The organism is Mesorhizobium sp. BR1-1-13 (genome assembly GCF_020165515.1).
Classification (GTDB): Bacteria; Pseudomonadota; Alphaproteobacteria; order Rhizobiales; family Rhizobiaceae; genus Mesorhizobium.
Window position 1 is genome coordinate 124,487 of record NZ_JAIUIH010000014.1, and the last position, 24,588, is coordinate 149,074.

At 64.5% G+C, this 24,588-nt stretch carries 20 protein-coding genes and 1 pseudogene; 10 read left to right on the forward strand and 11 right to left on the reverse strand.

Annotated features, from left to right (window positions below):
* Positions 1–16 precede the first annotated feature (16 nt).
* Both pheT and LB533_RS26250 read left to right on the forward strand, forming a co-directional pair.
* Positions 17–2,425 carry a phenylalanine--tRNA ligase subunit beta gene (gene pheT / locus LB533_RS26245; protein ID WP_140643786.1) on the forward strand — a complete coding sequence of 803 codons (2,409 nt, stop codon included), beginning with the start codon at positions 17–19 and terminating at the stop codon, positions 2,423–2,425.
* A gap of 48 nt (positions 2,426–2,473) precedes the next feature.
* Entirely contained in the window at positions 2,474–3,076 is a 603-nt protein-coding gene (locus LB533_RS26250) for a nucleotidyltransferase family protein (RefSeq protein ID WP_140643785.1), read from the forward strand.
* A gap of 251 nt (positions 3,077–3,327) precedes the next feature.
* Here LB533_RS26250 and LB533_RS26255 read toward each other — a convergent pair whose 3' ends face one another.
* A complete protein-coding gene (locus LB533_RS26255; protein WP_224678548.1) occupies positions 3,328–4,323 on the reverse strand; it encodes an aldo/keto reductase in 996 nt (331 codons plus the stop codon).
* A gap of 96 nt (positions 4,324–4,419) precedes the next feature.
* On the opposite strand from LB533_RS26255, the gene LB533_RS26260 reads away from it, so the two are divergent.
* From LB533_RS26260 to LB533_RS26280, 5 genes are all read left to right on the forward strand, one after another.
* Positions 4,420–5,310 carry a LysR family transcriptional regulator gene (locus tag LB533_RS26260; RefSeq protein ID WP_140643781.1) on the forward strand — a complete coding sequence of 297 codons (891 nt, stop codon included), beginning with the start codon at positions 4,420–4,422 and terminating at the stop codon, positions 5,308–5,310.
* A gap of 59 nt (positions 5,311–5,369) precedes the next feature.
* Positions 5,370–5,942: a cytochrome b gene (locus LB533_RS26265; RefSeq protein WP_140643779.1), complete on the forward strand. Its 573-nt coding sequence runs from the start codon at positions 5,370–5,372 to the stop codon at positions 5,940–5,942.
* 68 nt (positions 5,943–6,010) lie between these two features.
* Positions 6,011–6,586 (forward strand): YceI family protein, encoded by a 576-nt coding sequence (locus LB533_RS26270; protein ID WP_140643777.1) that lies wholly within the window; start codon positions 6,011–6,013, stop codon positions 6,584–6,586.
* A 131-nt stretch (positions 6,587–6,717) separates the two neighbouring features.
* Positions 6,718–7,704: a Gfo/Idh/MocA family protein gene (locus LB533_RS26275; protein WP_224556408.1), complete on the forward strand. Its 987-nt coding sequence runs from the start codon at positions 6,718–6,720 to the stop codon at positions 7,702–7,704.
* A 59-nt stretch (positions 7,705–7,763) separates the two neighbouring features.
* Positions 7,764–9,422: an FAD-binding dehydrogenase gene (locus tag LB533_RS26280; protein ID WP_140643773.1), complete on the forward strand. Its 1,659-nt coding sequence runs from the start codon at positions 7,764–7,766 to the stop codon at positions 9,420–9,422.
* A gap of 129 nt (positions 9,423–9,551) precedes the next feature.
* Here LB533_RS26280 and LB533_RS26285 read toward each other — a convergent pair whose 3' ends face one another.
* The 7 genes from LB533_RS26285 to LB533_RS26315 form a co-directional block, all read right to left on the reverse strand.
* Entirely contained in the window at positions 9,552–10,490 is a 939-nt protein-coding gene (locus tag LB533_RS26285) for an alpha/beta hydrolase (protein WP_224678549.1), read from the reverse strand.
* A 216-nt stretch (positions 10,491–10,706) separates the two neighbouring features.
* Positions 10,707–11,489: a carnitinyl-CoA dehydratase gene (locus tag LB533_RS26290; RefSeq protein WP_224678550.1), complete on the reverse strand. Its 783-nt coding sequence runs from the start codon at positions 11,487–11,489 to the stop codon at positions 10,707–10,709.
* A complete protein-coding gene (locus tag LB533_RS26295) occupies positions 11,482–13,560 on the reverse strand; it encodes an acetate--CoA ligase family protein (protein ID WP_224678551.1) in 2,079 nt (692 codons plus the stop codon). The genes LB533_RS26290 and LB533_RS26295 overlap by 8 nt, the downstream gene beginning before the upstream one ends.
* A gap of 3 nt (positions 13,561–13,563) precedes the next feature.
* Positions 13,564–14,727, reverse strand: coding sequence for an acyl-CoA dehydrogenase family protein (locus LB533_RS26300; RefSeq protein ID WP_224660884.1), 1,164 nt, complete (start codon positions 14,725–14,727; stop codon positions 13,564–13,566).
* A 4-nt stretch (positions 14,728–14,731) separates the two neighbouring features.
* Positions 14,732–15,826 (reverse strand): carnitine 3-dehydrogenase, encoded by a 1,095-nt coding sequence (locus LB533_RS26305; protein WP_224678552.1) that lies wholly within the window; start codon positions 15,824–15,826, stop codon positions 14,732–14,734.
* A 2-nt stretch (positions 15,827–15,828) separates the two neighbouring features.
* Positions 15,829–16,452, reverse strand: a complete 624-nt coding sequence (locus tag LB533_RS26310; RefSeq protein ID WP_224678553.1) for an HD domain-containing protein — start codon at positions 16,450–16,452, stop codon at positions 15,829–15,831.
* Between the two features lie 22 nt (positions 16,453–16,474).
* Positions 16,475–17,392, reverse strand: a complete 918-nt coding sequence (locus LB533_RS26315) for a 3-keto-5-aminohexanoate cleavage protein (RefSeq protein WP_224678554.1) — start codon at positions 17,390–17,392, stop codon at positions 16,475–16,477.
* A 79-nt stretch (positions 17,393–17,471) separates the two neighbouring features.
* Between LB533_RS26315 and LB533_RS26320 the strand changes: the two genes are divergently transcribed.
* Positions 17,472–18,452: a GlxA family transcriptional regulator gene (locus LB533_RS26320; protein WP_224678555.1), complete on the forward strand. Its 981-nt coding sequence runs from the start codon at positions 17,472–17,474 to the stop codon at positions 18,450–18,452.
* A 57-nt stretch (positions 18,453–18,509) separates the two neighbouring features.
* On the opposite strand, the gene LB533_RS26325 is transcribed toward LB533_RS26320, so the two are convergent.
* Positions 18,510–18,719, reverse strand: coding sequence for a hypothetical protein (locus LB533_RS26325; RefSeq protein ID WP_140491096.1), 210 nt, complete (start codon positions 18,717–18,719; stop codon positions 18,510–18,512).
* A 309-nt stretch (positions 18,720–19,028) separates the two neighbouring features.
* Positions 19,029–20,354 (reverse strand): xylose isomerase, encoded by a 1,326-nt coding sequence (xylA, locus tag LB533_RS26330; protein ID WP_224678556.1) that lies wholly within the window; start codon positions 20,352–20,354, stop codon positions 19,029–19,031.
* Positions 20,355–20,464: 110 nt separating this feature from the next.
* Between xylA and LB533_RS26335 the strand changes: the two genes are divergently transcribed.
* Complete coding sequence (locus LB533_RS26335) at positions 20,465–20,827, forward strand: nuclear transport factor 2 family protein (protein WP_224678557.1); 363 nt, start codon at positions 20,465–20,467, stop codon at positions 20,825–20,827.
* A 197-nt stretch (positions 20,828–21,024) separates the two neighbouring features.
* On the opposite strand, the gene xylB is transcribed toward LB533_RS26335, so the two are convergent.
* The gene (xylB, locus tag LB533_RS26340) at positions 21,025–22,479 is read right to left on the reverse strand and encodes a xylulokinase (protein ID WP_224678561.1); all 1,455 of its coding nucleotides are present in this window, start codon (positions 22,477–22,479) and stop codon (positions 21,025–21,027) included.
* Positions 22,480–22,920: 441 nt separating this feature from the next.
* Here xylB and LB533_RS26345 point away from each other — a divergent pair.
* A pseudogene (locus tag LB533_RS26345) lies at positions 22,921–24,588 on the forward strand (autotransporter outer membrane beta-barrel domain-containing protein); the annotation flags it as partial.

The window sequence follows — 24,588 nt, forward strand, 5'->3', positions numbered from 1 at the left end:
ATTACGGAACAGCATCATGAAATTCACACTTTCCTGGCTCAAGGACCATCTCGAGACCGATGCCACGCTCGGCGAGATCGTCGAGCGGCTGACCTCGATCGGCCTCGAAGTCGAGCATGTCGACGACAAGGCGAGCCTGAAGCCCTTCGTCATCGCCAGGGTGCTGACGGCGGTGCAGCATCCCGATGCCGACCGGCTGCGGGTGCTGACCGTCGATACCGGCGACGGCAAGCCGCCCGTGCAGGTCGTCTGCGGCGCACCCAATGCGCGCGCGGGCATGATCGGCGCCTTCGCCGCGCCCGGCACCTATGTGCCCGGCATCGACGTGACGCTGACGGTCGGCAAGATCAGGGGTGTCGAAAGCCACGGCATGATGTGTTCCGAGCGCGAGCTGGAACTTTCCGACGAGCACGACGGCATCATCGACCTGCCCGAAGATGCGCCGGTCGGCACCAGCTTCGCCGCTTACGCGCATCTCGACGATCCGGTCATCGAGATTAATCTGACGCCCAACCGACCTGATGCCACCAGCGTTTACGGCATCGCCAGGGACCTGGCAGCGAGCGGTCTCGGCCGCCTTGTCGGCGGCGCTATCATGCCGCATGTCGGCAACGACTTGTGCCCGGTCAAGGTGACGATCGAAGCGCCGGAACTCTGCCCCGGCTTCGCGCTCAATCTGGTCAGCGGCGTCAAGAACGGTCCCTCGCCGAAATGGCTCCAGCAGCGGCTGATCGCCATTGGGTTGAGGCCCATCAGCGCGCTGGTCGATATCACCAACTACGTCACCTTCGATCGTGGCAGGCCGCTGCATGTCTTCGATGCCGGCAAGGTCGCCGGGAATCTCGTCGTGCGCCGCGCCAGGGAGGGCGAAAAGGTACTGGCGCTCGACGGCCGCGAATACACGTTGACGCCGGAGATGTGCGTCATCGCCGACGACAATGGCGTGGAATCGATCGCCGGCATCATGGGCGGCGAGCGTTCCGGCTGCGACGAGAACACGACCGACGTGCTGATCGAATCCGCACTCTGGGACCCGATCACCACGGCCCGCACCGGGCGCGCGCTCGGCATCATCACCGATGCCCGCTATCGTTTCGAGCGCGGGGTCGACCCCGAATTCATGGTGCCGGGCGTTGAGCTCGCGACCCGGCTGGTGCTCGATTTCTGCGGCGGCACGCCGACGGAAATCGAGGTGGCCGGCTATGTCGGCCATCAGCCCAAGATCGTCTCCTTCCCGCTGTCCGAAGTGAAGCGGCTGACCGGCATAGAAGTGCCGACGGCGGAAAGCCTCGATATTCTCACGCGCCTCGGCTTCAAGCCTGAGGGTTCGGGCGATGTCGTCAATATCGCCGTGCCGTCCTGGCGCCCCGATGTCGACGGCAAGGCCGACCTGGTCGAGGAGGTAATGCGCATCCATGGCGTCGACAACATCGCTTCGCAGCCACTCGGTGCGCATGACGCGGTCAACGGCAAGATCCTGACGACGCTGCAGATCCGCACCCGCGCGGCCAAGCGGGCGCTGGCCGTGCGCGGCATGATGGAGGCGGTCACTTGGTCGTTCATCCCCGCCAGGCACGCCGAACTGTTCGGCGGCGGGCAGGCTTCGCTCAAGCTCGCCAACCCGATCGCGGCCGACATGTCCGACATGCGGCCCTCGCTGCTGCCCGGCCTGATCGCAGCCGCCCAGCGCAATGCCGACAAGGGCATTGGCGAGGTGGCGTTGTTCGAGGTCTCCGGCACCTATGAGGGCGACGGCGCCGACCAGCAACGGCGCGTCGCCGCCGGCGTGCGGCGCGGCACCGCCAAGCTCGACGGTTCCGGCCGCAACTGGGCTGGCAATTCCGGTTCGGTCGGCGTGTTCGACGCCAAGGCTGATGCCATCGCCGCACTGGAAGCCTGCGGCGCGCCGGTCGAGCGGCTGCAGATTGAGGCCGGCGGCCCGTCCTGGTACCATCCTGGTCGTTCCGGAACGATCAAGCTCGGACCGAAGACGGTGCTCGGCACGTTCGGTGAATTTCATCCCAAAACGCTGGAAGGCCTCGACGTCTCCGGCCCGCTCTGCGGCTTCGAAGTGTATGTCGATGCCGTGCCCGAACCCAAGGCAAAGCCGACGAAAACCAAGCCCAGGCTGGATCTCTCCGCCTTCCAGGCGGTGAAGCGCGACTTCGCCTTCGTCGTCGACAAGGCGGTCGAGGCCGGCACGCTGGTACGCGCGGCGCTCGCCGCGGACAAGAAGCTGGTCACCGGCGTCTCGGTCTTTGATGTTTTCGACGGTGCGTCACTGGGCGAGGGCAAGAAGTCCATCGCCATCGAAGTGTCGATCCAGCCGGTCGAGAAGACGCTGACCGACGAGGATTTCGAGGCGTTGGCCAAGCGCATCGTCGAGAATGTCGGCAAGCAGACCGGAGGCGTGCTCAGGGCATAGCCTCTTTCCGGGATTGCGGGAGAGTGGCGAATCGCCCTCCAAAGGGCGATGGACCATCTGCGCTATTCCGGGCTCCCGTTCGAAGCACAACGCGCTGCGTTTCTTGACATCCTGCTGTCGGATGCGCTCGTGCGCCAGGCGCTGGTATGTGCCCGCACGCTCGACCTTCCGGACTGGCTGGTGGTCTCCGGCGTGCTCTACAACTCGGTCTGGAACCATCTGACGGGGAAGTCGTCGGGTTATGGCATCAAGGATGTCGACCTGTTCTATTTCGACGACAGCGACCTGTCCTACGAGGCCGAGGACGCCGTCATCCGCCGGGCGGCGAAGCATTTCCAGGGGCTGCCCCTGCCGGTCGAGGTGCGCAACCAGGCGCGGGTGCATTTGTGGTACCCGCAGAAGTTCGGGCGGCCCTGTCCGCGCTACACGAGTTCGAGCGAGTCGGTCCGGTTCTTTGCGTCGAAGACGCATGCGGTCGGGGTGCGATACGACGCGGATGGTCAACTGGAACTTGTGGCGCCGTTCGGTCTCGACGACGTCTTCTCGTTCCGCATCACGCCGAACCGGGTGATGGACAATCGGCGAACGCATGAGGCGAAGGGCCAGCGGGCGCGGGAGAACTGGCCCGAGATTTCGGTCGTGCCATGGTAGGAAATGTCGGCGCGAGGCACCCCCTCTGGCCTGCCGGCCATCTGCCCCGCAAGGGGAGAGATCGGCAGCTTCGCTGCCTTGTCTACCTTACGTCGTCTGCAATTGGCGAAAGCGGATGAGAGCCGATCTCCCTGGGAGATGGCCGGCAGGCCAGAGGGGGTGTTTCATGCGGGCGTCTGGCAATCTCTTGTGCCGCGCCGCATTGAAAAGGGGGCCGGAGCACCCCTTTTCGGTTCTCTTGGGATTGCCAATCACCCATTCACCAGCGCCAGCAACTCCTCGGTGTAGCGCTTGCCGACAACCTTGTCGGGCGATAGCGCATCGCCGATGGTCTGTACCTCGGCGGCACTCAGCTCGATCCCTGCCGCCGCCGTGTTCTGCTCGAGATGACGGATCTTTCGCGCGCCGGGGATCGGCACGATGAAATCGCCCTGGTGCAACACCCAGGCCAGCGCCAGCTGCGCCGAGGTCACGCCTTTTTCAGCCGCCATCTTCTCCAGCGTGGCGATGACCTTGGCATTGGCTTCCATGGCGTCGGCCTGGAAGCGCGGCAGGCCACGGCGCCAGTCGTCGTCATCAAGCGTTTCCGGCTTGGCGATCGTGCCGGTCAAAAGGCCAGGGCCGAGCGGGCTGTAGGGAACAAAGCCGATGCCGAGTTCGCGGCAGACGGCGAACACATCGTCTTCCGGGTCACGGCTCCACAGCGAATATTCGCTCTGGACGGCCGCGATCGGATGCACGGCATGCGCCCGGCGGATTGTGGCGGCACTCGCTTCCGAAAGGCCGAGCGCGCGCACCTTGCCCTCGCGCACCAGCTCGGCCATGGTGCCGACCGTATCTTCGATCGGCACGTTCGGGTCGACCCGGTGCTGGTAATAGAGATCGATCACGTCGGTGCCCAGCCGCTTCAGCGACGCCTCTGCGACGGCCTTGACGTGTTCGGGGCGGCTGTCGACGCCCGCCATGCGATCGGTGCCGGTGCCTTCCTCCAGGATCTTGAAGCCGAATTTGGTGGCGATCGTCACCTTCTCGCGCACCGGCTTCAGCGCCTTGCCGAGCAGGATCTCGTTTTCGTAGGGCCCGTAGACCTCCGCCGTGTCGAAGAAATTGACGCCGATCTCGACGGCGCGGTGCAAGGTGGCGATCGCCTCGGCTTCCGGCTGGCCGCCATAGCCAAAGCTCATGCCCATGCAGCCGAGGCCGACCGGGAAAACTTCCAGTTCAGTACCGAGTTTGCGGGTTTTCATCACGCGTCTCCTTGTTGCGATGCTCAGGAGATAGCGCCTTGCCTGATGTTCGATAATCGGCTCATCTGCGCACGGGCCGTTCTAGAAAATAGATCAATGAACCGAGCACATCTTTCACAACTTGCGGTGCTGGCAACTGTTGCGCAATGCGGCAGCTTTCGTGGCGCGGCCAGGGAACTGGCGATCGCGCCGTCGGCGGTCAGCCATGCCGTGTCCAGCCTTGAGGCACGGCTTGGCGTGCGGCTGTTGGCACGCAGCACCCGCAGCGTTGCCCCGACCGAAGAGGGCGCGCGGTTGCTGGAACGATTGCGGCCGGCGCTGTCGGAGATCGACCTGGCACTGGAGACGGCGGTCGAGGCGCGCGACCGGCCGGCCGGCAATCTGCGGCTCAGCGTGCCGCGCACGGCAGCACACCTGGTGCTGACGCCACGGGTCGGCGCCTTTGCATCAGCCTATCCCGATATCGTGCTGGAGATCGTCATCGAGGACCGCTTCACCGACGTGGTGGAAGGCGGTTTCGATGCCGGCGTGCGGCTTGGCGAAAGCCTGCAACGCGACATGATCGCGGTGCGCATCGGGCCCGATATCCGCAGCGCCGTGGTCGGCGCTCCCTCCTATTTCGACACCATGCCCAGGCCGCGCCATCCGCGTGACCTGTCCGACCATCGCTGCATCCGCTTCCGCTTCTCCAGCGGCATCCTCTACCGCTGGGAATTCGCTAAGGGTGGAGAGGAGATCGAGTTGGCGGTCGAGGGACCGTTGATCCTCGACGAGGACCATCTCATCGCGCAAGCAGCGGTCGACAGCGCCGGGCTTGCCTTCGTCTTCGAGGATTATGTGCGCGCGCCGCTCGCCGACGGCAGGCTGATCCGCGTGCTGGAGGATTGGTGTCCATCCTTCGACGGTTTCTTCGTCTACTATCCGAGCCGCCGCCAGATGCGGCCGGCGCTCAGGGCTTTTGTCGATTTCTTCAAGGTGAGCGGATAGGCTCCCCTCTCCCTTGTAGGAGGGTGGAAGAAAGCCGACGCGGCATTCGTTCGCCTTCCATGCGAGCTTCGATCATAAATACCCCGACCCGCTACGGCTGGGCGGCAATCCTGCTTCACTGGCTGATCGGCCTGGTCTTCATCGGCCAGTTTGCACTTGGTTTCGTGATGGTCCGCATCAGCAGCCAACGCACGGCTTTCGAGCTCATCCAGCTGCACAAATCGCTGGGCTTCCTGCTGCTCGGTCTTGTCATCCTGCGCATCGCCTGGCGGCTTGGCAATGCGGTGCCGGCCTTGCCCTCCTCGGTCGGATCCTTGGAGCGCCGGGCGGCTCCGCTCGCTCATCTGGCGCTCTACGCTTTCCAGCTTGCTCTGCCTCTGTCCGGCTGGGCGCTGGTCTCGGTCTCGACGCTGGAGATCCCCAGCATGCCGTTCAACCTGTTCGTGATGCCCAACCTGCCGCTTGCCGAATCCGATGCCGCCGAAAATTTCTGGGCGGCTGCGCACTGGTATCTCGCCTATGCCGCCGCCGCACTCGTGGCGCTGCATGTCGCAGCGGCATTGCGCCATCATTTCCGGCTGAAGGACGATGTGCTCGCGCGCATGGTCACGCCTTCCTCAGGCCGGGAATAGAACGGGTTGTGGCCTCGTTTGTAAGGGAGGCGCGAAGAGCGTTGCCTCCAAAAAAAGGAAATAGTCTCATGTATGCGCGCGTCCTCGGATCGGCGGTCCTTGCCACTTGCCTTGCCGTGCCCGCCTGGGCAGCAGTTGTCCTTGGCGATGCCGCCGGCAGCTATACGATCAGCCAGGCTGCCTCCTCGATCCGCTTCACCATCAGCAAGGCCGGCGGCGGCGGGTTCGATGGCTCCTTCGCCCGCTTCAAGGGAACGATCCGCATCGACAACAGCGATGTCGGGCGCTCGAAGGTCGACCTCACCATCTTTCCCGAAAGCGTCGGCACCGGCCAGCGCCGCATCGACGCCTTCCTGCGCTCCGACGCGGTGTTCGATGCGGCCAACAGCCCCGAAATCCAGTTCCGCTCGACCAGCGTGACCCGCACCGGCGATGCAACGGCGCTTGTCACCGGCCGGCTGACGGCGCGGGGCAAGACGTTTGCGGAAAAGTTCACCGCCGAGCTCGACGGCCTCAAGGGCGGCACCATCAAATTCCACGTCACCGGCAAGGTGCTGCGGTCGCGCTATGGCATGGATGTCGGCACGCCCCTCTATTCCAATGTTGTCGACTTCGACATGACGCTGACGGGAAAGAGGAGTTAGCCTTGGCAAGTTGGTTATGCCGGGGCGAAGCAAGAAACGAAGCGACGCAACGCAGACGATGACGGCGCAGATTGGCTTTTTCCCCGAATTAGGGCACACCTCCATCGACATAATCGACATGGAGAAGCCTGATGTTCCGATGGGGTGTATTGTCGACGGCCAAGATCGGCCGCGAGCAGCTTTTGCCGGCGATCGTGGAGGCGGAGAATGGCGTGCTGTCGGCCATCGCCAGCCGCGATCACTCGAAGGCTCGTGCGCTCGCCGACCGCTTCGGCGCGCCGCATGCTTTCGGTTCCTATGAGGAGTTGCTCGCCTCGAACGAGATCGACGGCGTCTATATCCCGCTGCCGACATCGCAGCATGTCGAATGGACTGCCAAGGCCATCCAGGCGGGAAAACATGTGCTGGTCGAAAAGCCGTTGGCGCTCGACGCCAAGGACATCCCGCCGCTAATCAAGCTGCGCGACCAGAAGAAGGTGCTGGTCTGCGAAGCCTTCATGGTCGTTTACCACCCGCAATGGATCAAGGTGCGCGACCTCATCGCCAGCGGCGCCATCGGCCGGCTGCGCCACGTCCAGGGCGCGTTTTCCTATTACAATGTCGATCCCAACAACATGCGAAACCAGCTCGATCTCGGCGGCGGCGCGCTGCCCGACATCGGCGTCTACCCGACGGTGTCGACGCGCTTTTCCACCGGCAAGGAGCCGTTGCGCGTACAGGCGACGATCGAGCGCGACAAAAAATTCGGCACCGACATCTATTCCTCGATCCGCGCCGATTTCGGCGACTTTGAATTGTCCTTCTATCTCTCGACCCAGATGGCCGCGCGCCAGGTGATGGTGTTCCATGGCGAGAACGGGTTCATCGAGGTGTTCTCGCCCTTCAATGCCGGGCTCTACGATCACCATCGCATCGAGCTGCACAATCAGAACCACACCGAGGCGCAGGTGTTCCGATTTCCCGGCACGCAGCAGTACCGGCTGGAGGTCGAGACCTTCGCGCGCGCGGCCCAGGGCAGCAAGGAGCGGGTCTTCACGCTGGAGGAATCCGTGCTCAACCAGAAGGTCATCGACGCCATCTTCCGCGCCGGGGGCAAGGACGGCTGGGAGGCGGTCTGACCAGCATTTATATAAATCCGGTTCGGGATCCATACATTAGCCAGCTAAGGGGAGGGGAATTGGTTGACGAGGCGGATGTGATCATTGTCGGCGCCGGCCTTGCCGGGCTGGTTGCCGCCGCGGAGCTGGCCGAGGCCGGCAAGAAGGTCGTCATCGTCGACCAGGAGCCGGAACAGTCGCTTGGGGGCCAGGCCTTCTGGTCGTTCGGCGGCCTGTTCCTCGTCGATTCGCCCGAGCAGCGGCGCATGCGCATCCGCGATTCGCACGAGCTGGCGCTCGAGGACTGGCTGGGCAGCGCCGCTTTCGACCGGCCGGAGGATCACTGGCCGCGCCAATGGGCGGAAGCCTATGTCGGCTTCGCTGCCGGCGAGAAGCGCTCCTGGCTGTTGGAGCGCGGCATGAAATTCTTTCCCGTGGTTGGCTGGGCCGAGCGCGGCGGCGGCAATGCCATTGGCCATGGCAATTCCGTGCCGCGCTTCCACATCACCTGGGGCACCGGTCCCGGCGTGCTCGAGCCCTTCGTGCTGCGCGTGCGCGAGGCCGAGAAGCGCGGATTGATCTGCTTCAAATTCCGTCATCGGGTCAACGAACTGACGCGGACCGGCAACGCCGTGACCGGGGTGCGAGGTGACATCCTCGAGCCGAGCACCGTGGAACGCGGCCACAAAAGCTCGCGTGAGATATCAGGTGATTTCGAATTCCGAGCGCAGGCGGTGGTCGTCGCTTCCGGCGGCATTGGCGGCAACCATCAGCTGGTCCGGGAAAACTGGCCAAAACGGCTGGGTGCGGCACCGAAGCGCATGATCACAGGCGTGCCCGACCATGTCGACGGCCGCATGCTGGCGATCACGGAACAGGCCGGCGGCAGCGTCATCAACCGCGATCGCATGTGGCACTATGTCGAGGGCATCAGGAACTGGGCGCCGATCTGGACCGACCATGCGATCCGTATCCTGCCCGGTCCGTCCTCACTGTGGCTCGATGCGCGCGGCAAGCGCCTGCCGGTGCCGCTTTACCCCGGATTCGACACGCTGGGCACGCTCAGCCATATCATGAGCACCGGCTTCGATTATTCCTGGTTCATCCTGACCAAAAAGATCATCCAGAAGGAATTCGCGTTGTCGGGCTCCGAGCAGAATCCCGACCTGACCGGCAAGAGCTGGCGCCAGGTGCTAGGCCGCGCCACATCAGGGATTCCGGGCCCGGTCAAGGCGTTCATGGAAAAGGGCGAGGATTTCATCATCGAGGCCGAACTGCCCGATCTGGTGGCGCGCATGAACAAGCTGGCCGGCGGCGAACCGCTGCTGGACGTCGCGATGGTCGAGCGCGAGATCCGCGCCCGCGACCGGCAGCTCGACAATCCCTTCTCCAAGGACATGCAGATCACCGCGCTGCGCGGGGCGCGGGCCTATCTCGGCGACCGGCTGATCCGCACGGCCAGGCCGCACAAGATGCTCGATCCCGCCAACGGCCCGCTGATCGCGGTCCGCCTCAACATCCTGACCCGCAAGACGCTGGGCGGCCTGCAGACCGACCTCGAAAGCCGCGTGCTGGGGAGCGATGCCGAGCCGGTTCAGGGCCTCTATGCGGCCGGCGAAGCCGCCGGTTTCGGCGGCGGTGGCGTGCATGGCTACGCGGCGCTGGAAGGCACGTTCCTGGGAGGCTGCATCTTCTCCGGCCGCAGCGCCGGCCGGGCGGCGGCGCGTTCGGTGGCTTGAGCTCCGGACAGCCGCATTTCGGGGCAGGATTGCGTTGTGGACAAGCCGCGCGATCAGACTGGCCGGCCAAACGGATTTCCGGCACTCGCTGGCTTGGTCATCTTCTGTCAATTCCCATGCGAGGAGCTCTCACCAGATCCACTCGCTTTTGCCGAGCGCCGACACCGCCTCGACGATGCGGGTAAAGCTGGCGCGGGCGCGGCCGACCGTGTGCCTCGCCCTGAGATAGCCGTGCACAAGCCCTTTTTCCTCGAACCAAGTGGCCCGCCCGCCGGCCGCCACGACGCGGTCGCGATAGGCTTCGCCGTCCGACGACAGCGGATCGCACTCGGCGGTGATCAGCACGGTCGGCGGCAGGTTGGCGAAATCGGCGTCGGCGAGCGGATACAAGGTGATGTCGCCGGTCTGGTCCACGCCGCCGGTACGGATGTGCGTGTAGAATTCCAGGTCGCGCGTGGTCAGCATCGGCGCTTCGGCGTGCCTCACATAGGAACCGCGCGAACGGTCGCCGCCGAGCCCGGGATAGATCAGCACCTGGCCGATCGGCCTCTTCGCGTGACCGCGCGTCGCATGGCTGACCGCAGCGCACAGATTGCCGCCAGCGCTGTCGCCGCACAGCAGGACGGGTTGCGCATAGGAAGCTGCCGCCCACTCGAAGGCGTTCATCGCATCGTCGAAAGCGGCCGGATGCAGATGCTCCGGCGCCAGCCGGTAGTCGACCGAGACCACTTCGTAACCGGTGCGGCCGCAAAGCTCGGCGCAGACGTCGTCATGGCTGTCGAGCCCGCCGAGGATGAAACCGCCGCCGTGGCAATAGAGCACCGTTGCCGTGGCCTGCGATGCGCTGCGGTAGATGCGGATCGGGATATTGCACGCCGGCCCCGCAATAGCGGTGGTTTCCGCTGTCACCCCCTCGGGATAGCCGGCAAAGAACTCCCGACACATGCGGTCATAGATATCGCGCTGTTCGGCAATCGTGTAGTCGATCGTATCCGGCGGATAATAGGAATTGGTCCGCTCGATGAAGGCCCGGGTCTCGGCGTCGATGAGGATTTGGTAATCGGTCATCTTGACTGGGCCAATTGCCAACGTCGAGTCTGGGCGCCCCCCTCTGGGCTGCCGGCCATCTCCCCCTCAAGGGGGGAGATCGGATGTCGCGAAGGGTTTCGCCAATCTTCTACGTCGCCAGAAAAGCGCCGAGCCTGAAGCTGCCAATCTCCCCCCTTGAGGGGGAGATGCCCGGCAGGGCAGAGGGGGGTGCTTGGCGCTGTCATCTCCGCAGAGTCACTTCCCCTTCCAAACCGGGTCGCGCTTTTCGGCGAAGGCCCGAAAACCTTCCATGTTGTCCTCAGAACCATAAAGCGCGTCCACCGTCGCTAACTGCCGGCGCGTCACTTTGTTCATCGCGTCCTGGAAAGTCAGCGCTTCGGCTATACGCGCGGTTTCCTTGATCGCGGCGAAGACAAGCGGCGGGCCGCTGGCGAGCAGGCGGGCGATCTCCCAGACGCGGTCCTCCAGCTTCTCCTTCGGCAGCACCTCGTTGACCAGGCCCCAGCGATGGGCTTCCGCCACATCCATCCAGCGGCCAGTGAGCAAAAGGTCCATGGCGACATGATAGGGGATGCGCTTCGGCAGCTTGATGGTCGCGGCGTCGGCAAGCGTGCCGGCGCGGATTTCGGGCAATGCGAAGGAGGAGTGATCGGAGGCGTAGATGAGATCGCAGGACAGCGCCAGCTCGAAGCCGCCCCCTACCGCCATGCCGTTTACGCAGGCGATGACAGGCTTGTTCAAGTCGCGCAGTTCCTGCAGCCCGGCAAAGCCGCCGACGCCATAGTCGCCATCGACGGCGTCGCCGCCGGCGGCGGCCTTCAGATCCCAGCCGGCGCAGAAGAACTTGTCGCCGGCGGTCTTGACGATGGCGACGCGCAAGCCGGGGTCGTCGCGAAACGCCTTGAAGGTCTCGCCCATCAGCCGAGAGGTCTTCAGGTCGATGGCGTTGGCCTTGGGCCGATCGAGCGTGACCTCGAGGATCGAGCCTTCACGGCGGGTCGAAATGACGTCAGGCATTCTTGTTCTCTCCCAGCACCAGAAGCGCGTCGGCGATCCAGGCGCCCTTGCCTTCCGCGCAGACGATCAGCGGATTGATGTCGAGTTCCTCGATCTCGCCGGCATTCGTCTGCACGAAGGCAGCAATGCCCGCGATGGCGTCGATGGCAGCCTGGACGTCGGCCCTGGGCCGACCGCGGTAGCCTTCGAGCAGCGGGAACAGTTTGAGGCCGCGAAGTGCTGCCTCGATGTCGTCGCGTGTCGCCGGCAGCATCAGGGTGACGCTGTCGCGCAGCAATTCGACCAGCACGCCGCCGGTTCCCAGCGTCATCACGGCGCCGAACATTGGGTCACGGGTGAAGCCGACGATCAGCTCGGCAACGCCGTCGCGCACCATGCGTTCGACATAAAGGCCTGTGCCGAGCGGCAAAAGATCGTGCGCCGCCGTGCTGACGGATTCGGCGTCCCTGAGATTGAGCCTAACGGCGCCAACCTCGGACTTGTGGGTGACGCCCAGCGCCTTCAGCGCCACCGGGAAACCGAGCGCCATGGACGAGATCACCGCCTCGACGGCACTCCCGGCGCGCTCGCCCTTGGGCACCGGCAGCCCGGCCTTGATCAGCCGCGCCTTGGCTTGCGCCTCGTCGGGCGTGACATGCTCGCCGCCCGCAGCACCGGAGGCGGAGGTGTCGACCGGCTGTGCCTGCGGCTCGCTCCAGGCCCAGCCGATGAAGGCGGCCGCCTGGGCGGCGTCCATCGCCTCGGAAATGCCGAACAGCGGCACCATGCCCCGCGCCATCAGCTCGGCGGTGTATTCCTCGGGCAGGTTCTCCGGCAGCGAGGAGACGATCGCACCATGCGCCTCGTTGGTCTTGAGCGCCGATTCGAAGGCGCGCAGCGTCGCCCACCAGTCGGTCACCGAGCAGCGGTCCGGGCGCGGAAAGTCGAGCACCAGCATGTTGAGGTCGAAGCCGCCCGACACCATGGCGGTGAAGGTGGCCGTCATCGCCGGTTCGTTGTTCCAGATGAAAGTGTGGTAGTCCAATGGATTGGCGACCGCGACCAGCGGCCCGAGCGTCGATTTGACATGGGCACGGTGGCTGTCGGTCAGAACCGGGAAGTTGACCCAGCGGCCTTCGGCACTGTCGGCCATGACAGAGGCTTCGCCGCCCGAACAGCTCATCGACGACAGCCTGTAGCCGGGCAACGGACCGGTGATATGCAGCAGCTTCAGCGCCTCGATGAAGGCGGGGATGGAATCGACGCGCGCGATGCCCAGGCGTTTCAGAAAGGCCCCGGACGCTGCGTCCGAGCCGGCGAGCGACGCGGTGTGCGAGACGGTCGCTTGCCTGGCCTGTTCGGAACGACCGACCTTCATGGCGATGATCGGCTTTTTCAATTCCCTCGCGCGTGCCGCCAGCCGCTCGAAGCCGGCTACCGAATCGAAAGCCTCGATGTGCAGGCCGAGCGAGGTCACGCGCTCGTCCTCGATCAGGCCGAGCGCCATTTCGGAGAGCCCGGTCTGCGCCTGGTTGCCGGCGGTCATCAGGAAGGCGATCGGCAGGCCGCGCTTCTGCATCGTCATGTTGATGGCGATGTTGGAGGACTGGGTGATGATGGCCACCCCCTTGCCGCCGTCGGCCAGCCTGATGCCGCCATGCTGGTCGGGCCACAAAAGCGCGCCGTCGGCATAATTGATCAGCCCATAGCAATTCGGCCCGATGATCGGCATCTGGCCGGCGGCGGCAACCAGTTCGGCCTGCAGGCGCTCGCCATCCGCGTCATAGGCTTCGGTTTCGAGAAAACCGGCGGCAAAGCAGACCGCGCCCCCGGCGCCGCGTTCGGCCAGGGCCTTGATCACGTCAATGGTCAGGTGCCGGTTGACGCCGACAAAGGCGGCGTCCGGTGCGCCGGGCAGGTCGGCGACCGAACGATACGCCTTGCGGCCGGCGACCTCGTCCTTGCTCGGGTGCACCGGCCAGATCTCGCCGGCAAAGCCCATCTTGATCGACTGTGCCACGACCGCGGCGGCCTGCGCGCCGCCGAACACGGCGATCGATTTAGGGCGCAGAAGGCGTTCAAGTTTGTGCATGGATCAGGCCCCGAACGGGCGCAGCAGCGCCCGCGAAATGATGTGGCGCTGGATTTCCGACGTGCCTTCCCAGATGCGCTCGACGCGGGCATCGCGCCAGATGCGCTCCAGCGGCAGGTCGTCCATCAATCCCATGCCGCCATGGATCTGGATGGCTTCGTCGGCGACGAAGGCGAGCATTTCGGTGGCCTTCAGCTTGGCCATGGCCATGTCCTGGTCGGTGACGGTACCCTGATCGTACTTCCAGCCGGCTTCGAACACCATCAGGTCGGCGGCCTTGAGCTCCGTCGCCATGTCGGCGAGCTTGAACGACACGCCCTGGAACTTGCCGATCTGCTGGCCGAACTGCTGCCGCTGCGCGGCATATTCGACCGCGTGGCCGAGCGCCCGCTCGGCACGGCCGAGGCAGGTGGCGCCGACCTGCAGGCGGGTGGCGCCGAGCCAGGAATTGGCGACGTCGAAACCCTTGTGGACTTCACCCAACACCTGGCTTGCCGGAAGGCGGCAATCGTCGAATTCGAGGATGGCGTTGGTGTAGCCGCGATGCGAGACGTTGCGGTAGCCGTCGCGCACCGTGAACCCCTTGGTGCCCTTGTCGACGAAGAAGGCGGTAATCTTCTTGCGCTTGCCGCGCGGCGAATCCTCTTCGCCCGAGGCCATGAAGACGATGGCGAAGTCGGCGAGGTCGGCGTGGCTGATGAAGTGCTTGGTGCCGTTCAGCACCCAGTCGCCGCCATCCTGAACGGCCGTCGCCTTCATTCCGCGCAGGTCCGAACCGGCGCCCGGTTCGGTCATCGCCAGGCAATCCCATTTCTCGCCGCGGATGCAGGGAAACAGGTATTTTTCGCGCTGCTCCGGCGTGCCGGCCAAAAGGATGTTGGAGGGGCGCGCGACGCAAGTCCAGTGCAGCGCGTAATTGGCGCGGCCGAGTTCCTTCTCGTAGAGCAGCCAGGTCACCGTATCGAGCCCCGCGCCGCCGACATCGGCCGGCATGTTGGCTGCATAGAGCCCCGCTTCGATCGCCTTGGCCTTCAGTTCCTCGATCAATTCGCGGCGCAGCACGCCGGTACGCTCGACTTCGCGCTCATGCGGATAAAGCTCATTCTCGACGAAGGCGCGCGTCGTCTCGACAATGAGCTTCTGTTCCTCCGACAGACCGAAATCCATGGTCTCAGCCTTTCTTCTTTTTCTTCGGCTTTTCGGCTTTCTTCACCGGCTTCGATGCCTTCGCCTTCTCGGCCGCCTTGGACGCAGCCGGCTTTTTCGCCGCCAGCTTGGCCAACTGCCTCGTATAGTCCTTGTGCAGGGCGCCGGCGCCCCAGCCCTTGCCCTTGTTCTGCTTCGAGAGCGCATCCATGATGGCGACCAGATTGTCGTCGCGGATCTTTTCCAGTTCGCGGATCGACAGGCCATGCGCCTGGTCGTCCGACTGCGTGGCGATCAGGTCGACCAGCTCGTCGTTGAACTCCGGTACGTCCATCAGCTTGGTCCACGGCCATTTCAGGCAGGGGCCGAACTGAGCCATGAAGTGGCGCATGCCGGCTTCGCCGCCGGCGACGCGATAGACCTGGAACATGCCCATCTGCGCCCAGCGCAGGCCAAAGCCATAGCGCATGATGTCGTCCAGTTCCTCGACGGTGCAGATGCCGTCCTTGATCAGCCACAGCGCCTCGCGCCAGGCGGCTTCCAGCAGTCGGTCGCCGACGAAGGCTTCGATCTCCTTGCGGATGACGACAGGTTTCATGCCGATCGATGCATAGATTTCCCTGGCGACCTCGATCGCCTCGGGAAAGGTCTGGTCGCCGCCGACGATCTCGACAAGCGGCAGGAGATAGACCGGGTTGAACGGGTGGCCGACGACCAGCCGCTCCGGATGCTTCTTCATCGCAATCTGCATGTCGGTCGGCTTGATGCCTGATGTGGACGAGCCGACGATGGCGTTGGCCGGCGCATGGGTGTCGATCTCGGCCAGCACCTTGTGCTTGAGGTCGAGCCGTTCCGGCACGCTTTCCTGGATGAAATCGGCGTCGGCCACCGCTTCGGCAATGGTCTTTGCAAAGGTCAGCCTGCCTTCTTTCGGCAGGCCTCCGGGAACCATCTGCTTGTAGGCGCGGCGCGCACCCTTCATCACTTCCGAGACCTTGCGCGAGGCCTCGGGATCTGGATCGAAGATCGACACCTCGATGCCGTTGAGGAGCAGCCGCGCCACCCAGCCGGCACCGATAACACCGCCGCCGATGGCGGCCGCCTTGTTGATGATGCTCATTGTCAGGCTCCGGTTCTTTTGCTGGCTGTTTGTGGATCCGTCAGAGGCACGCGCTCGCCCGCACGGATCACCGATGGGTCGTAGGCCTTGCGGGCGAAGACTTCGAGCACGAAAGGCCGGAAGAACTCGATCGGCAGCGTCTCGTAGTCCGGATCGAAGCTCGACTGGTCCCAGCGCTCGCAAAACTGGTCGCAGTCGTCGAAATAGGCATGGCCGGCGAAGCGGTCGCGCGCGTGGCGGTTGCCGCCGAGATGATGGGCGTAATAGAGGCGCTGGAAGTCGCCGTGCTTTTCAACCACCCAGGTGCATTGCTCGCGTACGAAGGGTTTCAGGATCGAAGCGGCGTATTCGTCGTGATTGTAGGGCGCGTAGATATCGCCGATGTCATGCAGCAAGGCGCAGGCGATCCAGTCGGTGTCGGCGCCATCACGCCAGGCCCGCGTCGCCGCCTGCAGCGAATGGCCGAGCCGGGTGATCTTATAGCCCGACAGGCCCTCGTCGAGCTGCACCAGCGCGTCGAGCAGCCGCTCGCCGGTCCTGGCGGCATAGTCGATCTCGTGCGCGGTCAGGAATTCGTAGTCTTCCCTGTCGCCATCCTTCATCGCCGTGAATCTTACGGTAGCCATATCGACCCTCCCTGCGAATAATCTATGCCGCCAGCGGCGCCCGCTTGGTCAGGTTCAGCTTCTTGCGCACCTCTTCCGGGCCGAGGATCCTGGCGCCGAGATTGGTGACGATGGTGGCCGCGCGCTCGACCAGTTGTGCATTGGTGGCCAGCACGCCCTTGTCGAGCCAGAGATTGTCTTCGAGCCCGACGCGGACATTGCCGCCGGCCAGCACCGCGGCGGCGGCATAGGCCATCTGGTTGCGGCCGATCGAAAAGGCCGACCAGCTCCAGCTCGACGGCACGTTGTTGACCATGGCCATGAAGGTGTTGAGGTCGTCTGGCGCCCCCCACGGCACGCCCATGCAGAGCTGCACCAGCGCATCCGGCTTCAGCACCTTTTCCTCGACCAACTGCTTGGCGAACCACAGATGGCCTGTGTCGAAGGCCTCGATCTCCGGCTTGACGCCGAGCGCGGTCATCATACCGCCCATGGCGCGCAGCATGCCGGGCGTGTTGGTCATGACATAGTCGGCCTCGGCGAAGTTCATGGTGCCGCAGTCGAGCGTGCAGATCTCCGGCAGGCACTGGCGCACATGCTCCATGCGGTTGGTGGCGCCGCCCATGTCGGTGCCCTTTTCATTCAGCGGCAGCGGCGCCTCGGGCGAGCCGAACACCATGTCGCCACCCATGCCGGCGGTGAGGTTCAGCACCACGTCGACATTTGCCTCGCGGATGCGCTCGGTCACTTCTCGGTAGAGATGAACGTCGCGCCGGGGCTTGCCGGTTTCGGGGTCGCGGACATGGCAGTGGACGATTGCCGCACCCGCCTTGGCCGCGTCGATGGCCGAATCGGCGATCTCTTTGGGCGAGCGCGGCACATGCGGGCTGCGGTCCTGCGTGCCGCCGGACCCGGTCACGGCACAGGTAATGAAGACCTCACGGTTCATCGCAAGCGGCATGGAACTCTCCTCCCAGTCAAAACAGGCGCCAAGCATCGCCCGGCTTGCCGAAAACTGCTTTGCGTTTTACGAAGCTTCCATGACTAAAAGCGAAAAACTGACGATCTTTCGCGCCGAGCGGTCGCCGCTCAAGGTGACGATGCTGGTGTTTTCCGGCTCGTCCATCATGTGCGTGGCCTCGGCGGTCGACCCGCTGCGCGCCGCCAACCGCATCTCCGGCGAGACATTGTTCGATTTCAAGCTGGTTTCCGTGACCGGCGAGGCGCCGGTCACCACTTGCGGCCTGCCAGTGGCGGTCAGCGGCCGCTTCGACGCGGCCGAGCCGACCGACGTTCTTGTCGTGGTCGCCGGTTTCGGCACGCAGAATTATGCGACGTCGGCTCTGCTCTCAGGCCTGCGCCGTGCAGCGCGGATGGCCCGCGCCTGCGGCGGCGTCGAGGCCGGTACATGGCTGGTCGCGCGGGCCGGCTTGCTCGAAGGCCGCAGCGCCACCACCCATTGGGAAGACATGGAAGATTTTTCGTCGGCCTTTCCTGGCGTCGACGTCCGCCCGGACCGTTACGTCATCGACGGGCCGGTGTTCACCTCCGGTGGCGCCTCGCCCACCTTCGACCTGATGCTGCACCTCGTTCGCACCCGCCTCGGCATGGCCGTGGCGCTCGATGTGGCCAGCGTCTTCATCTACGATCAGGCCCGTGCGGCCACCGACGCTCAGCCCCTGGTCTCGCTTGGCCGGCTCGACGGCTATGATCCGCGCCTGGCGCAAGCCATCCGGCTGATGGAAGCGCATGTCGACCAGCCGTTGACGGTCGCCGCCGTGGCAAAGCGCGCCGGGGTTACGGCGCGGACGCTGGAGAGCATCTTCCGCAAGTCGATCGGCGAGACGCCCGGCGCCTACTATCTCAGGCTGCGCCTGGGCGCTGCGCGGCGGCTGGTGATCGACACCAGGGTGGCGATGGCCGACATTGCCGGGCGGACCGGATTCTCATCCGCCGCGGCATTTTCGAGGGCGTTTTCAAGAGCTTTCGGTGAAGCCCCGGTCAGGCTACGCCGGGGTTGATGTACATGTCGCGCAAAGCATGCCCACGGGCTTGACCCGAGGGTGGGAAGCGGTTGATCAGGCAGCGTTCTGCCGGTCGCCGCCACTATCGATCTGCGAGCGCATCTGTCTTGCCAGATGGGTCTCGAAACGGCTGGCAACGGCGCGGTCCCATTCGTTGGAGCGGCGCGCACCATCCTTCGGATGTGGCATTGCCATCAGCCGGTCGATGATCGACCCGGCCTCGCCATTTGAGAGCAGGGCGTCGATTTCACGTTCGTTCTGCATATCGGTTCGCCTCCTTCTTCCTCTCCCGCCACGAGCCCTTCTTATAGGAGATTCGTGACGGCAGTTTGAAGGCAAGAGAGAGGCGATTGGGGGGCGTCAGTGGGCAAAACCTTGTCGTCGGTTCCGCACTGGCGCAAAGCCCTTTCACCCGGTCTCGGCGCCACCCCCGTCCGCCCGCCGGCAACTTTTCCCGTTCAATGGCGAAGATGGCGGCAGGCAGATAAGCGCGACGCCGGGAACTTCTTCCCGCGAAGCGGCGTGGGTAAGCGGAACGGTGGCTGAACGAGCCGCCGCCCCGCCTTTCACCACTTACACGTAGCGGTTGACGATGTTTTCCAGCAGTTCCTGGCGGCCGGAGCGCGGCTGCGGTTCGATCTTCTTCTTCACCACGCGCTCGGCGATGTCCTCCAGCGTGCGCTTGCCGGCAAGCATCGCTTTGGCCTCGGCGCTGTTCCAGCCCGCGTAGCGCTCGGCGAGCGGAGCCGACAGCGCCTTGTCTTCGACCATCTTGGCGGCCGCTTTCAGGCCGCGCGCGCAGGCATCCATGCCGCCGATATGGCCGATCAGCAGGTCCTGCGGATCGAGCGACTGGCGGCGCAGCTTGGCGTCGAAATTGGTGCCGCCGGTCTTGAAGCCGCCCGCCTGCAGAACCTGGTAATAAGCCAGTGCCATCTCCGGCACGTTGTTGGGGAACTGGTCGGTGTCCCAGCCCGACTGGTAATCGTTGCGGTTCATGTCGATCGAGCCGAAGATGCCGAGCGCGTTGGCCAGCGCTAGCTCGTGCTCGAAGGAGTGGCCGGCGAGGATGGCGTGGCCCTGCTCGATGTTGAGCTTGACCTCCTTCTCGAGGCCGAAGCGCTTGAGGAAGCCATAGACGGTCGCGACATCGTAGTCGTACTGGTGTTTTGTCGGTTCCTGCGGCTTCGGCTCGATCAGGATCGTGCCTTTGAAGCCGATTTTGTGCTTGTAGTCGACGACGAGGTTGAGGAAACGGCCGGCCTGCTCCTGCTCGCGGGCAAGGTCGGTGTTGAGCAGTGTCTCATAGCCCTCGCGTCCGCCCCAAAGCACGTAATTCTCGCCCTTCAGCCGCTTGGTGACGTCGATGCAGCTCTTCACCGTCGCCGCCGCATAGGCAAACACATCCGGATCCGGGTTTGTCGCGGCACCCGCCATGAAACGGCGGTGCGAGAACAGGTTCGCCGTGCCCCACAAGAGCTTGACGCCCGTCTGCTTCATCTTGGTGGCGAAATAATCCGCGATCTCGTCGAGGCGGGCGGAACTTTCCGAAAAATCCTTGCCCTCGGGCCGCACGTCGGCGTCGTGGAAGCAGAAATAGGGCGCGCCGAGCAGCGAGAACATCTCGAAGGCTACATCTGCTTTCAGTTTTGCCAGTTCCATCGTATCGACGCTGCCGGCCTTGGGGAACCACGGCCGATCGAAGGTCTGGCCGCCGAACGGATCACCACCCGGCCAGGCGAAGGAATGCCAGTAGGCCACGGCGAAGCGCAGATGGTCTTCCAGCCGTTTACCGGCCACCAGCTCGTCCGGGTTGTAGAACCGGTAAGCCAGCGGATTGGTCGAATCCGGCCCCTCATATTTGATCTTCTGGATGTCGCCGAAAAAGCCGCTGCTCATGGATTTCCTTCCTCTCCGAAATGGCTCCGCCTGATTACCTCAGGCGTAATTGGTTCCGTTCGTCCGTTGGGTGAAAAGGGTCATGTCAAAGCCAACGAAGGAGACAGATCATGACCGATCTCAACAAGATCGCCGAAAGCTACATCACCGCCTGGAACGAGAGCGACGCCGCCCGCCGTCAGGCACTGCTCAAGGCGACTTTCACCGAAGACGTCAGCTATCGCGATCCCATTATGCAGGGCGACGGTCATGAAGGCGTCGCGGCGCTGATCGACGGCGTGCAGCAGCGCTTTGCCGGCTTCCGCTTCTCGCTGAAAGGCACACCGGACGGGTTTGCCGACAAAATCCGCTTTTCCTGGAACCTCGGCCCGGAGGGCACGCCGTCCGTCATCGAAGGCACCGATATCGGCATCATCGAGAACGGCCGCCTGAAGAGCGTCACCGGGTTTCTGGACAAGGTTCCTGCGCAGTGAGGCTTTGCTGTTAGGATGGGCGCCAGGCGCCCCCCTCCGGCCTGCCGGGCATCTCCCCCTCAAGGGGGGAGATTGGCTGTCACGCAGACCTTCGCCAAAGACCAACGTGGAAAGAAATGAGGCATCGCCAAGCCCGCCGATCTCCCCCCTTGAGGGGGAGATGCCCGGCAGGGCAGAGGGGGGCGCCTGGCGCCTGCTCACGCCGTTGCCGCCCTGATCGCCGGATAAAGCCCGCGGTAGCGCTGGTAGGCATCGGCGAATGCACCATCCAAGCCGGCATCCGGTTCGATCGTTGCATCGGTCCTCGGCGCGGTACACACGCTGAGCGGATCAGCGTCCGTCGCTGCGATCAGGCCGAGCCGGGCGGCGCCGAAGGCGGCGCCGAAATCGCCGTCGGCGGGAATGTCGACAGGCAGCTGAAGCGCGGTGGCGATGGCCTTCAGCCAGTAGCGCGAGCGCGAGCCGCCGCCGATCGCCGTAACACGCATCAAGCTCGTGCCTGCTGTCTTCAACGCCTCGAGGCTGTCGCGGAAGGCAAACGCCACGCCTTCCAGCACGGCCTGGGTCAGCACGGCGCGGCTCGATTCATGCGCCAGTCCGGTGAAGGAGCCCCGGATGACAGAATCATTGTGCGGCGTACGCTCGCCCGAGAGATAGGGCAGGAAGGACACGCCGGTCGGCGCCTTCAGCGTATCGCCCAGTTCCGATGTCAGTTCGCCTGCGCCCTTGCCGGTAATCTCGGACAGCCAATTGAGCGAATCGGTGGCCGACAGGATGACGCCCATCTGATGCCAGGTGTCGGGCAACGCGTGGCAGAAAGTGTGGACCGCGCTTGCCGGGTTGGGAAGATAGGAGGCATTGGCGGCAAACAGCACGCCCGACGTGCCCAGCGACACGAAGGCATGGCCGGCACGCACCGTGCCCATGCCGCAGGCGGAAGCCGCATTGTCGCCGGCGCCGCCGGCAATCGGGATGCCGGCTTCGACGCCCCATTTCGATGCCAGCTCGCCGCGCAGCCCACCGGCCTTCTGCGTACCCTCGACCAGGGATGGCATGTGCTTTTCGTCGATCGACGTGGCTGCGAGCAGGTCGGCGGACCAGCGCCGCTTCCCAACGTCGAGCCAGGAAGTGCCAGCCGAGTCCGACATTTCCGAAATATGCTCGCCGGTCAGCCACAGCCGCAGGAAGTCCTTCGGCAGCAAGACTTTCGCCACCTTGGCGAAGACGGCGGCTTCGTTGTTCTTCACCCAGGCGAGCTTCGGCGCGGTGAAACCGGGAAAGACGATGTTGCCGGTCAGTTCGCGAAACCGCGGATCTGCGTCGAGCGCGGCTGCCTCGGCATGGCTGCGCGTATCGTTCCACAGAATGCAGGGGCGCAGCACCTTGTCAGAGGCGTCAAGCAAGGTGGCGCCATGCATCTGACCGGACAGGCCAATGCCTTTCACCGCCGCGAACTGCCGGGGATGGGAGGCCTTCAGTTCGGCGATCGCGTCTTCGCAGGCGCGTAGCCAGTGGGCTGGATCCTGTTCGGACCAGCCGGGATGCGGCCGCGAAACGTCGAGCGCGCCATGGCCGGAACCGATGACGGTCTGTTCGGCATCGATCAGCAGCGCCTTGACGCCCGACGTGCCCAGGTCGAGGCCGAGATACATGGTTTCCTCCCCTGCCATTATTTTTTTCGGATCTCGAAAAAATCTGGCCGAGCCAGTTTTTAAGCCAAGATCCGTCGCGGGTCAATTCTCTGACAAATCGGCCGCGCATCGCGAAAACAATGCCGACAACGGACTGTCCGGCCGCGCCAGCGCACGCGCCGCCGCCAACACGCTTTGGAGCGTTGGCGGGGCGCACGCCAAGCGCCAATTCTGGCTCAATCAAAGCACAGATCTGTCCGGCCCGTTTTCCAGTTCATCAACCATGACGCGCAGATTAGGCTTTGTAAAACGGAACGAATTGTGTCTTCATTGCGGCGCAGGGTGGGGGCTTGCAAGCGCGAATCTTGGAGGGACGCGGTGCGGCGCTTCGAAAACAGGCTTCCGAATGGCGGTTCGGAAGCCATCGCTAAATTAGTTGTTCTGGAACGGCATGTTCCGTTGATGTTTCATCCTCGGATGCTTGGCGTTCTTGCCGCGGCGTCGCTGGCGTTGCTGCCCAATTCCGCGGCCTTCGCCGCATGCCTGCTCGTTCCGACCGCCGGAAACGACACCTTCATCTGCGACAGCGGCGATTCGGGCGGGAGTCTCAACGATCTGAACGGCGACAACAGGCTGACCTTTCCCGCCGGCGGCACCGGCCAGGTGAGCGGTAATGTCACCTTCGGCGTCGGTTCGGACCGCATCGACATGCAGTCCGGTACCATCACCGGCACGGTCGACCAGGGCGGTGGCGCCGATTTCTTCACCATCGGCGCTGGCACCGTCGTCGGCAATGTGCAGCAAGGCTCGGGCATCGACGACTTCAACATGAGCGGCGGCCAGATCGGTTCACTCAACCAGGGTGATGGCCTCGACACCTTCACCATGACGGACGGACGCATCGTCGATTTCTTCGACGATGGCGACCATGCAGTGATGACCGGCGGCCGCATCGGCCGCGTGAACATGAAGCTCGACCAGAACTATTTCAACATGTCTGGCGGCACCATCGACCGCAACCTCGTCACCGGCTTCGACAAGGACACGATCATCCTTTCGGGCGGCACGATCGGCGGCAACATCAGCGTCAGCGGCGGCAATGACAGCGTGACGATTACCGGCGGCACGGTCGGCGGCGACGTGCTGATGAGCTTCGGAGCCGACAGTTTCGTCTGGGACGGCGGCGGCGTCATCTATGGCGCTGTCGACCTCGGCGCCGACAACGACACGGCAAAGCTGAGCAACCTGACCAATTCCAATCTGGGCGGCGCCGATGCGCTGAATGGCGGCCTCGGCACCGACACGCTGAGTTTCGACAACGTCAAGCTCAAAGGCATTAGCCGGGTGCAGAACTGGGAGAGCATCGACGCCACCAATGACACCGAACTCACGCTGGACGGCAATCTCGTACTGGGAGACAGCGGCACCGGCACCGGCTCGCTCAACGTCGATGCGGCAAGCACGCTCTATGGCGGCGGCTTCAACGCGTCGATACAGGCCTTTACGGCGGGCCAGCTTGCGGACGTCGTCAATGCCGGCCGCATCGACCTGACCAACGGCAGTACGGGCGCGACGGATCGGCTGACGATTTCGGGCAATTACACCGGGCTTGGCGGCCTGCTGCTCATCCAGACAGAGCTCGGCGATGATTCCTCGGCCTCGGACAGGCTGGTGCTGTCGGGCGGCACGGCTTCCGGCTCGACCGGCATCGGCGTGGTCAATGTCGGCGGCGCGGGTGCCGAGACGACGCAGGACGGCATCATGGTCGTCCAGGCGGTCAATGGCGCCACCTCCAGCGCCAGCGCCTTCGCGCTCGATGCGCCGGTCGCGGCAGGCGCCTTCGAATATTATCTGTTCAAGGGTGGCGTCACCGCAGGCAGCGCGGAGAACTGGTATCTGCGCTCGTCGTTGATAACGCCGACATCGCCGGCCGCGGCGCCGTCGGCACCGACACTTGCGCCCCAACCGGTGCCGCCGGAGACCGAACCTCCGCCGCCTCCCTCTGCATTGCCGCCAGTGCCAGTGCCGTCCGAAGGCGACATCAACAATCCGCCGGTCGATCCGACGCCGCCGGTGCAGGCCAGCGATCCGGAGCCCGAGCCTCCGCCACCCCCGCCGGCGGCGCCGGCG

Excerpts from the sequence above, each read along its gene's own strand:
- pheT (WP_140643786.1), top strand. The coding sequence starts at position 17 with ATGAAATTCACACTTTCCTGGCTCAAGGACCATCTCGAGACCGATGCC.
- LB533_RS26250 (WP_140643785.1), top strand. The coding sequence starts at position 2,474 with ATGGACCATCTGCGCTATTCCGGGCTCCCGTTCGAAGCACAACGCGCT.
- LB533_RS26255 (WP_224678548.1), bottom strand. The coding sequence starts at position 4,323 with ATGAAAACCCGCAAACTCGGTACTGAACTGGAAGTTTTCCCGGTCGGC.
- LB533_RS26260 (WP_140643781.1), top strand. The coding sequence starts at position 4,420 with ATGAACCGAGCACATCTTTCACAACTTGCGGTGCTGGCAACTGTTGCG.
- LB533_RS26265 (WP_140643779.1), top strand. The coding sequence starts at position 5,370 with ATGCGAGCTTCGATCATAAATACCCCGACCCGCTACGGCTGGGCGGCA.
- LB533_RS26270 (WP_140643777.1), top strand. The coding sequence starts at position 6,011 with ATGTATGCGCGCGTCCTCGGATCGGCGGTCCTTGCCACTTGCCTTGCC.
- LB533_RS26275 (WP_224556408.1), top strand. The coding sequence starts at position 6,718 with ATGTTCCGATGGGGTGTATTGTCGACGGCCAAGATCGGCCGCGAGCAG.
- LB533_RS26285 (WP_224678549.1), bottom strand. The coding sequence starts at position 10,490 with ATGACCGATTACCAAATCCTCATCGACGCCGAGACCCGGGCCTTCATC.
- LB533_RS26290 (WP_224678550.1), bottom strand. The coding sequence starts at position 11,489 with ATGCCTGACGTCATTTCGACCCGCCGTGAAGGCTCGATCCTCGAGGTC.
- LB533_RS26295 (WP_224678551.1), bottom strand. The coding sequence starts at position 13,560 with ATGCACAAACTTGAACGCCTTCTGCGCCCTAAATCGATCGCCGTGTTC.
- LB533_RS26300 (WP_224660884.1), bottom strand. The coding sequence starts at position 14,727 with ATGGATTTCGGTCTGTCGGAGGAACAGAAGCTCATTGTCGAGACGACG.
- LB533_RS26305 (WP_224678552.1), bottom strand. The coding sequence starts at position 15,826 with ATGAGCATCATCAACAAGGCGGCCGCCATCGGCGGCGGTGTTATCGGT.
- LB533_RS26310 (WP_224678553.1), bottom strand. The coding sequence starts at position 16,452 with ATGGCTACCGTAAGATTCACGGCGATGAAGGATGGCGACAGGGAAGAC.
- LB533_RS26315 (WP_224678554.1), bottom strand. The coding sequence starts at position 17,392 with ATGCCGCTTGCGATGAACCGTGAGGTCTTCATTACCTGTGCCGTGACC.
- LB533_RS26320 (WP_224678555.1), top strand. The coding sequence starts at position 17,472 with ATGACTAAAAGCGAAAAACTGACGATCTTTCGCGCCGAGCGGTCGCCG.
- LB533_RS26325 (WP_140491096.1), bottom strand. The coding sequence starts at position 18,719 with ATGCAGAACGAACGTGAAATCGACGCCCTGCTCTCAAATGGCGAGGCC.
- xylA (WP_224678556.1), bottom strand. The coding sequence starts at position 20,354 with ATGAGCAGCGGCTTTTTCGGCGACATCCAGAAGATCAAATATGAGGGG.
- LB533_RS26335 (WP_224678557.1), top strand. The coding sequence starts at position 20,465 with ATGACCGATCTCAACAAGATCGCCGAAAGCTACATCACCGCCTGGAAC.
- xylB (WP_224678561.1), bottom strand. The coding sequence starts at position 22,479 with ATGTATCTCGGCCTCGACCTGGGCACGTCGGGCGTCAAGGCGCTGCTG.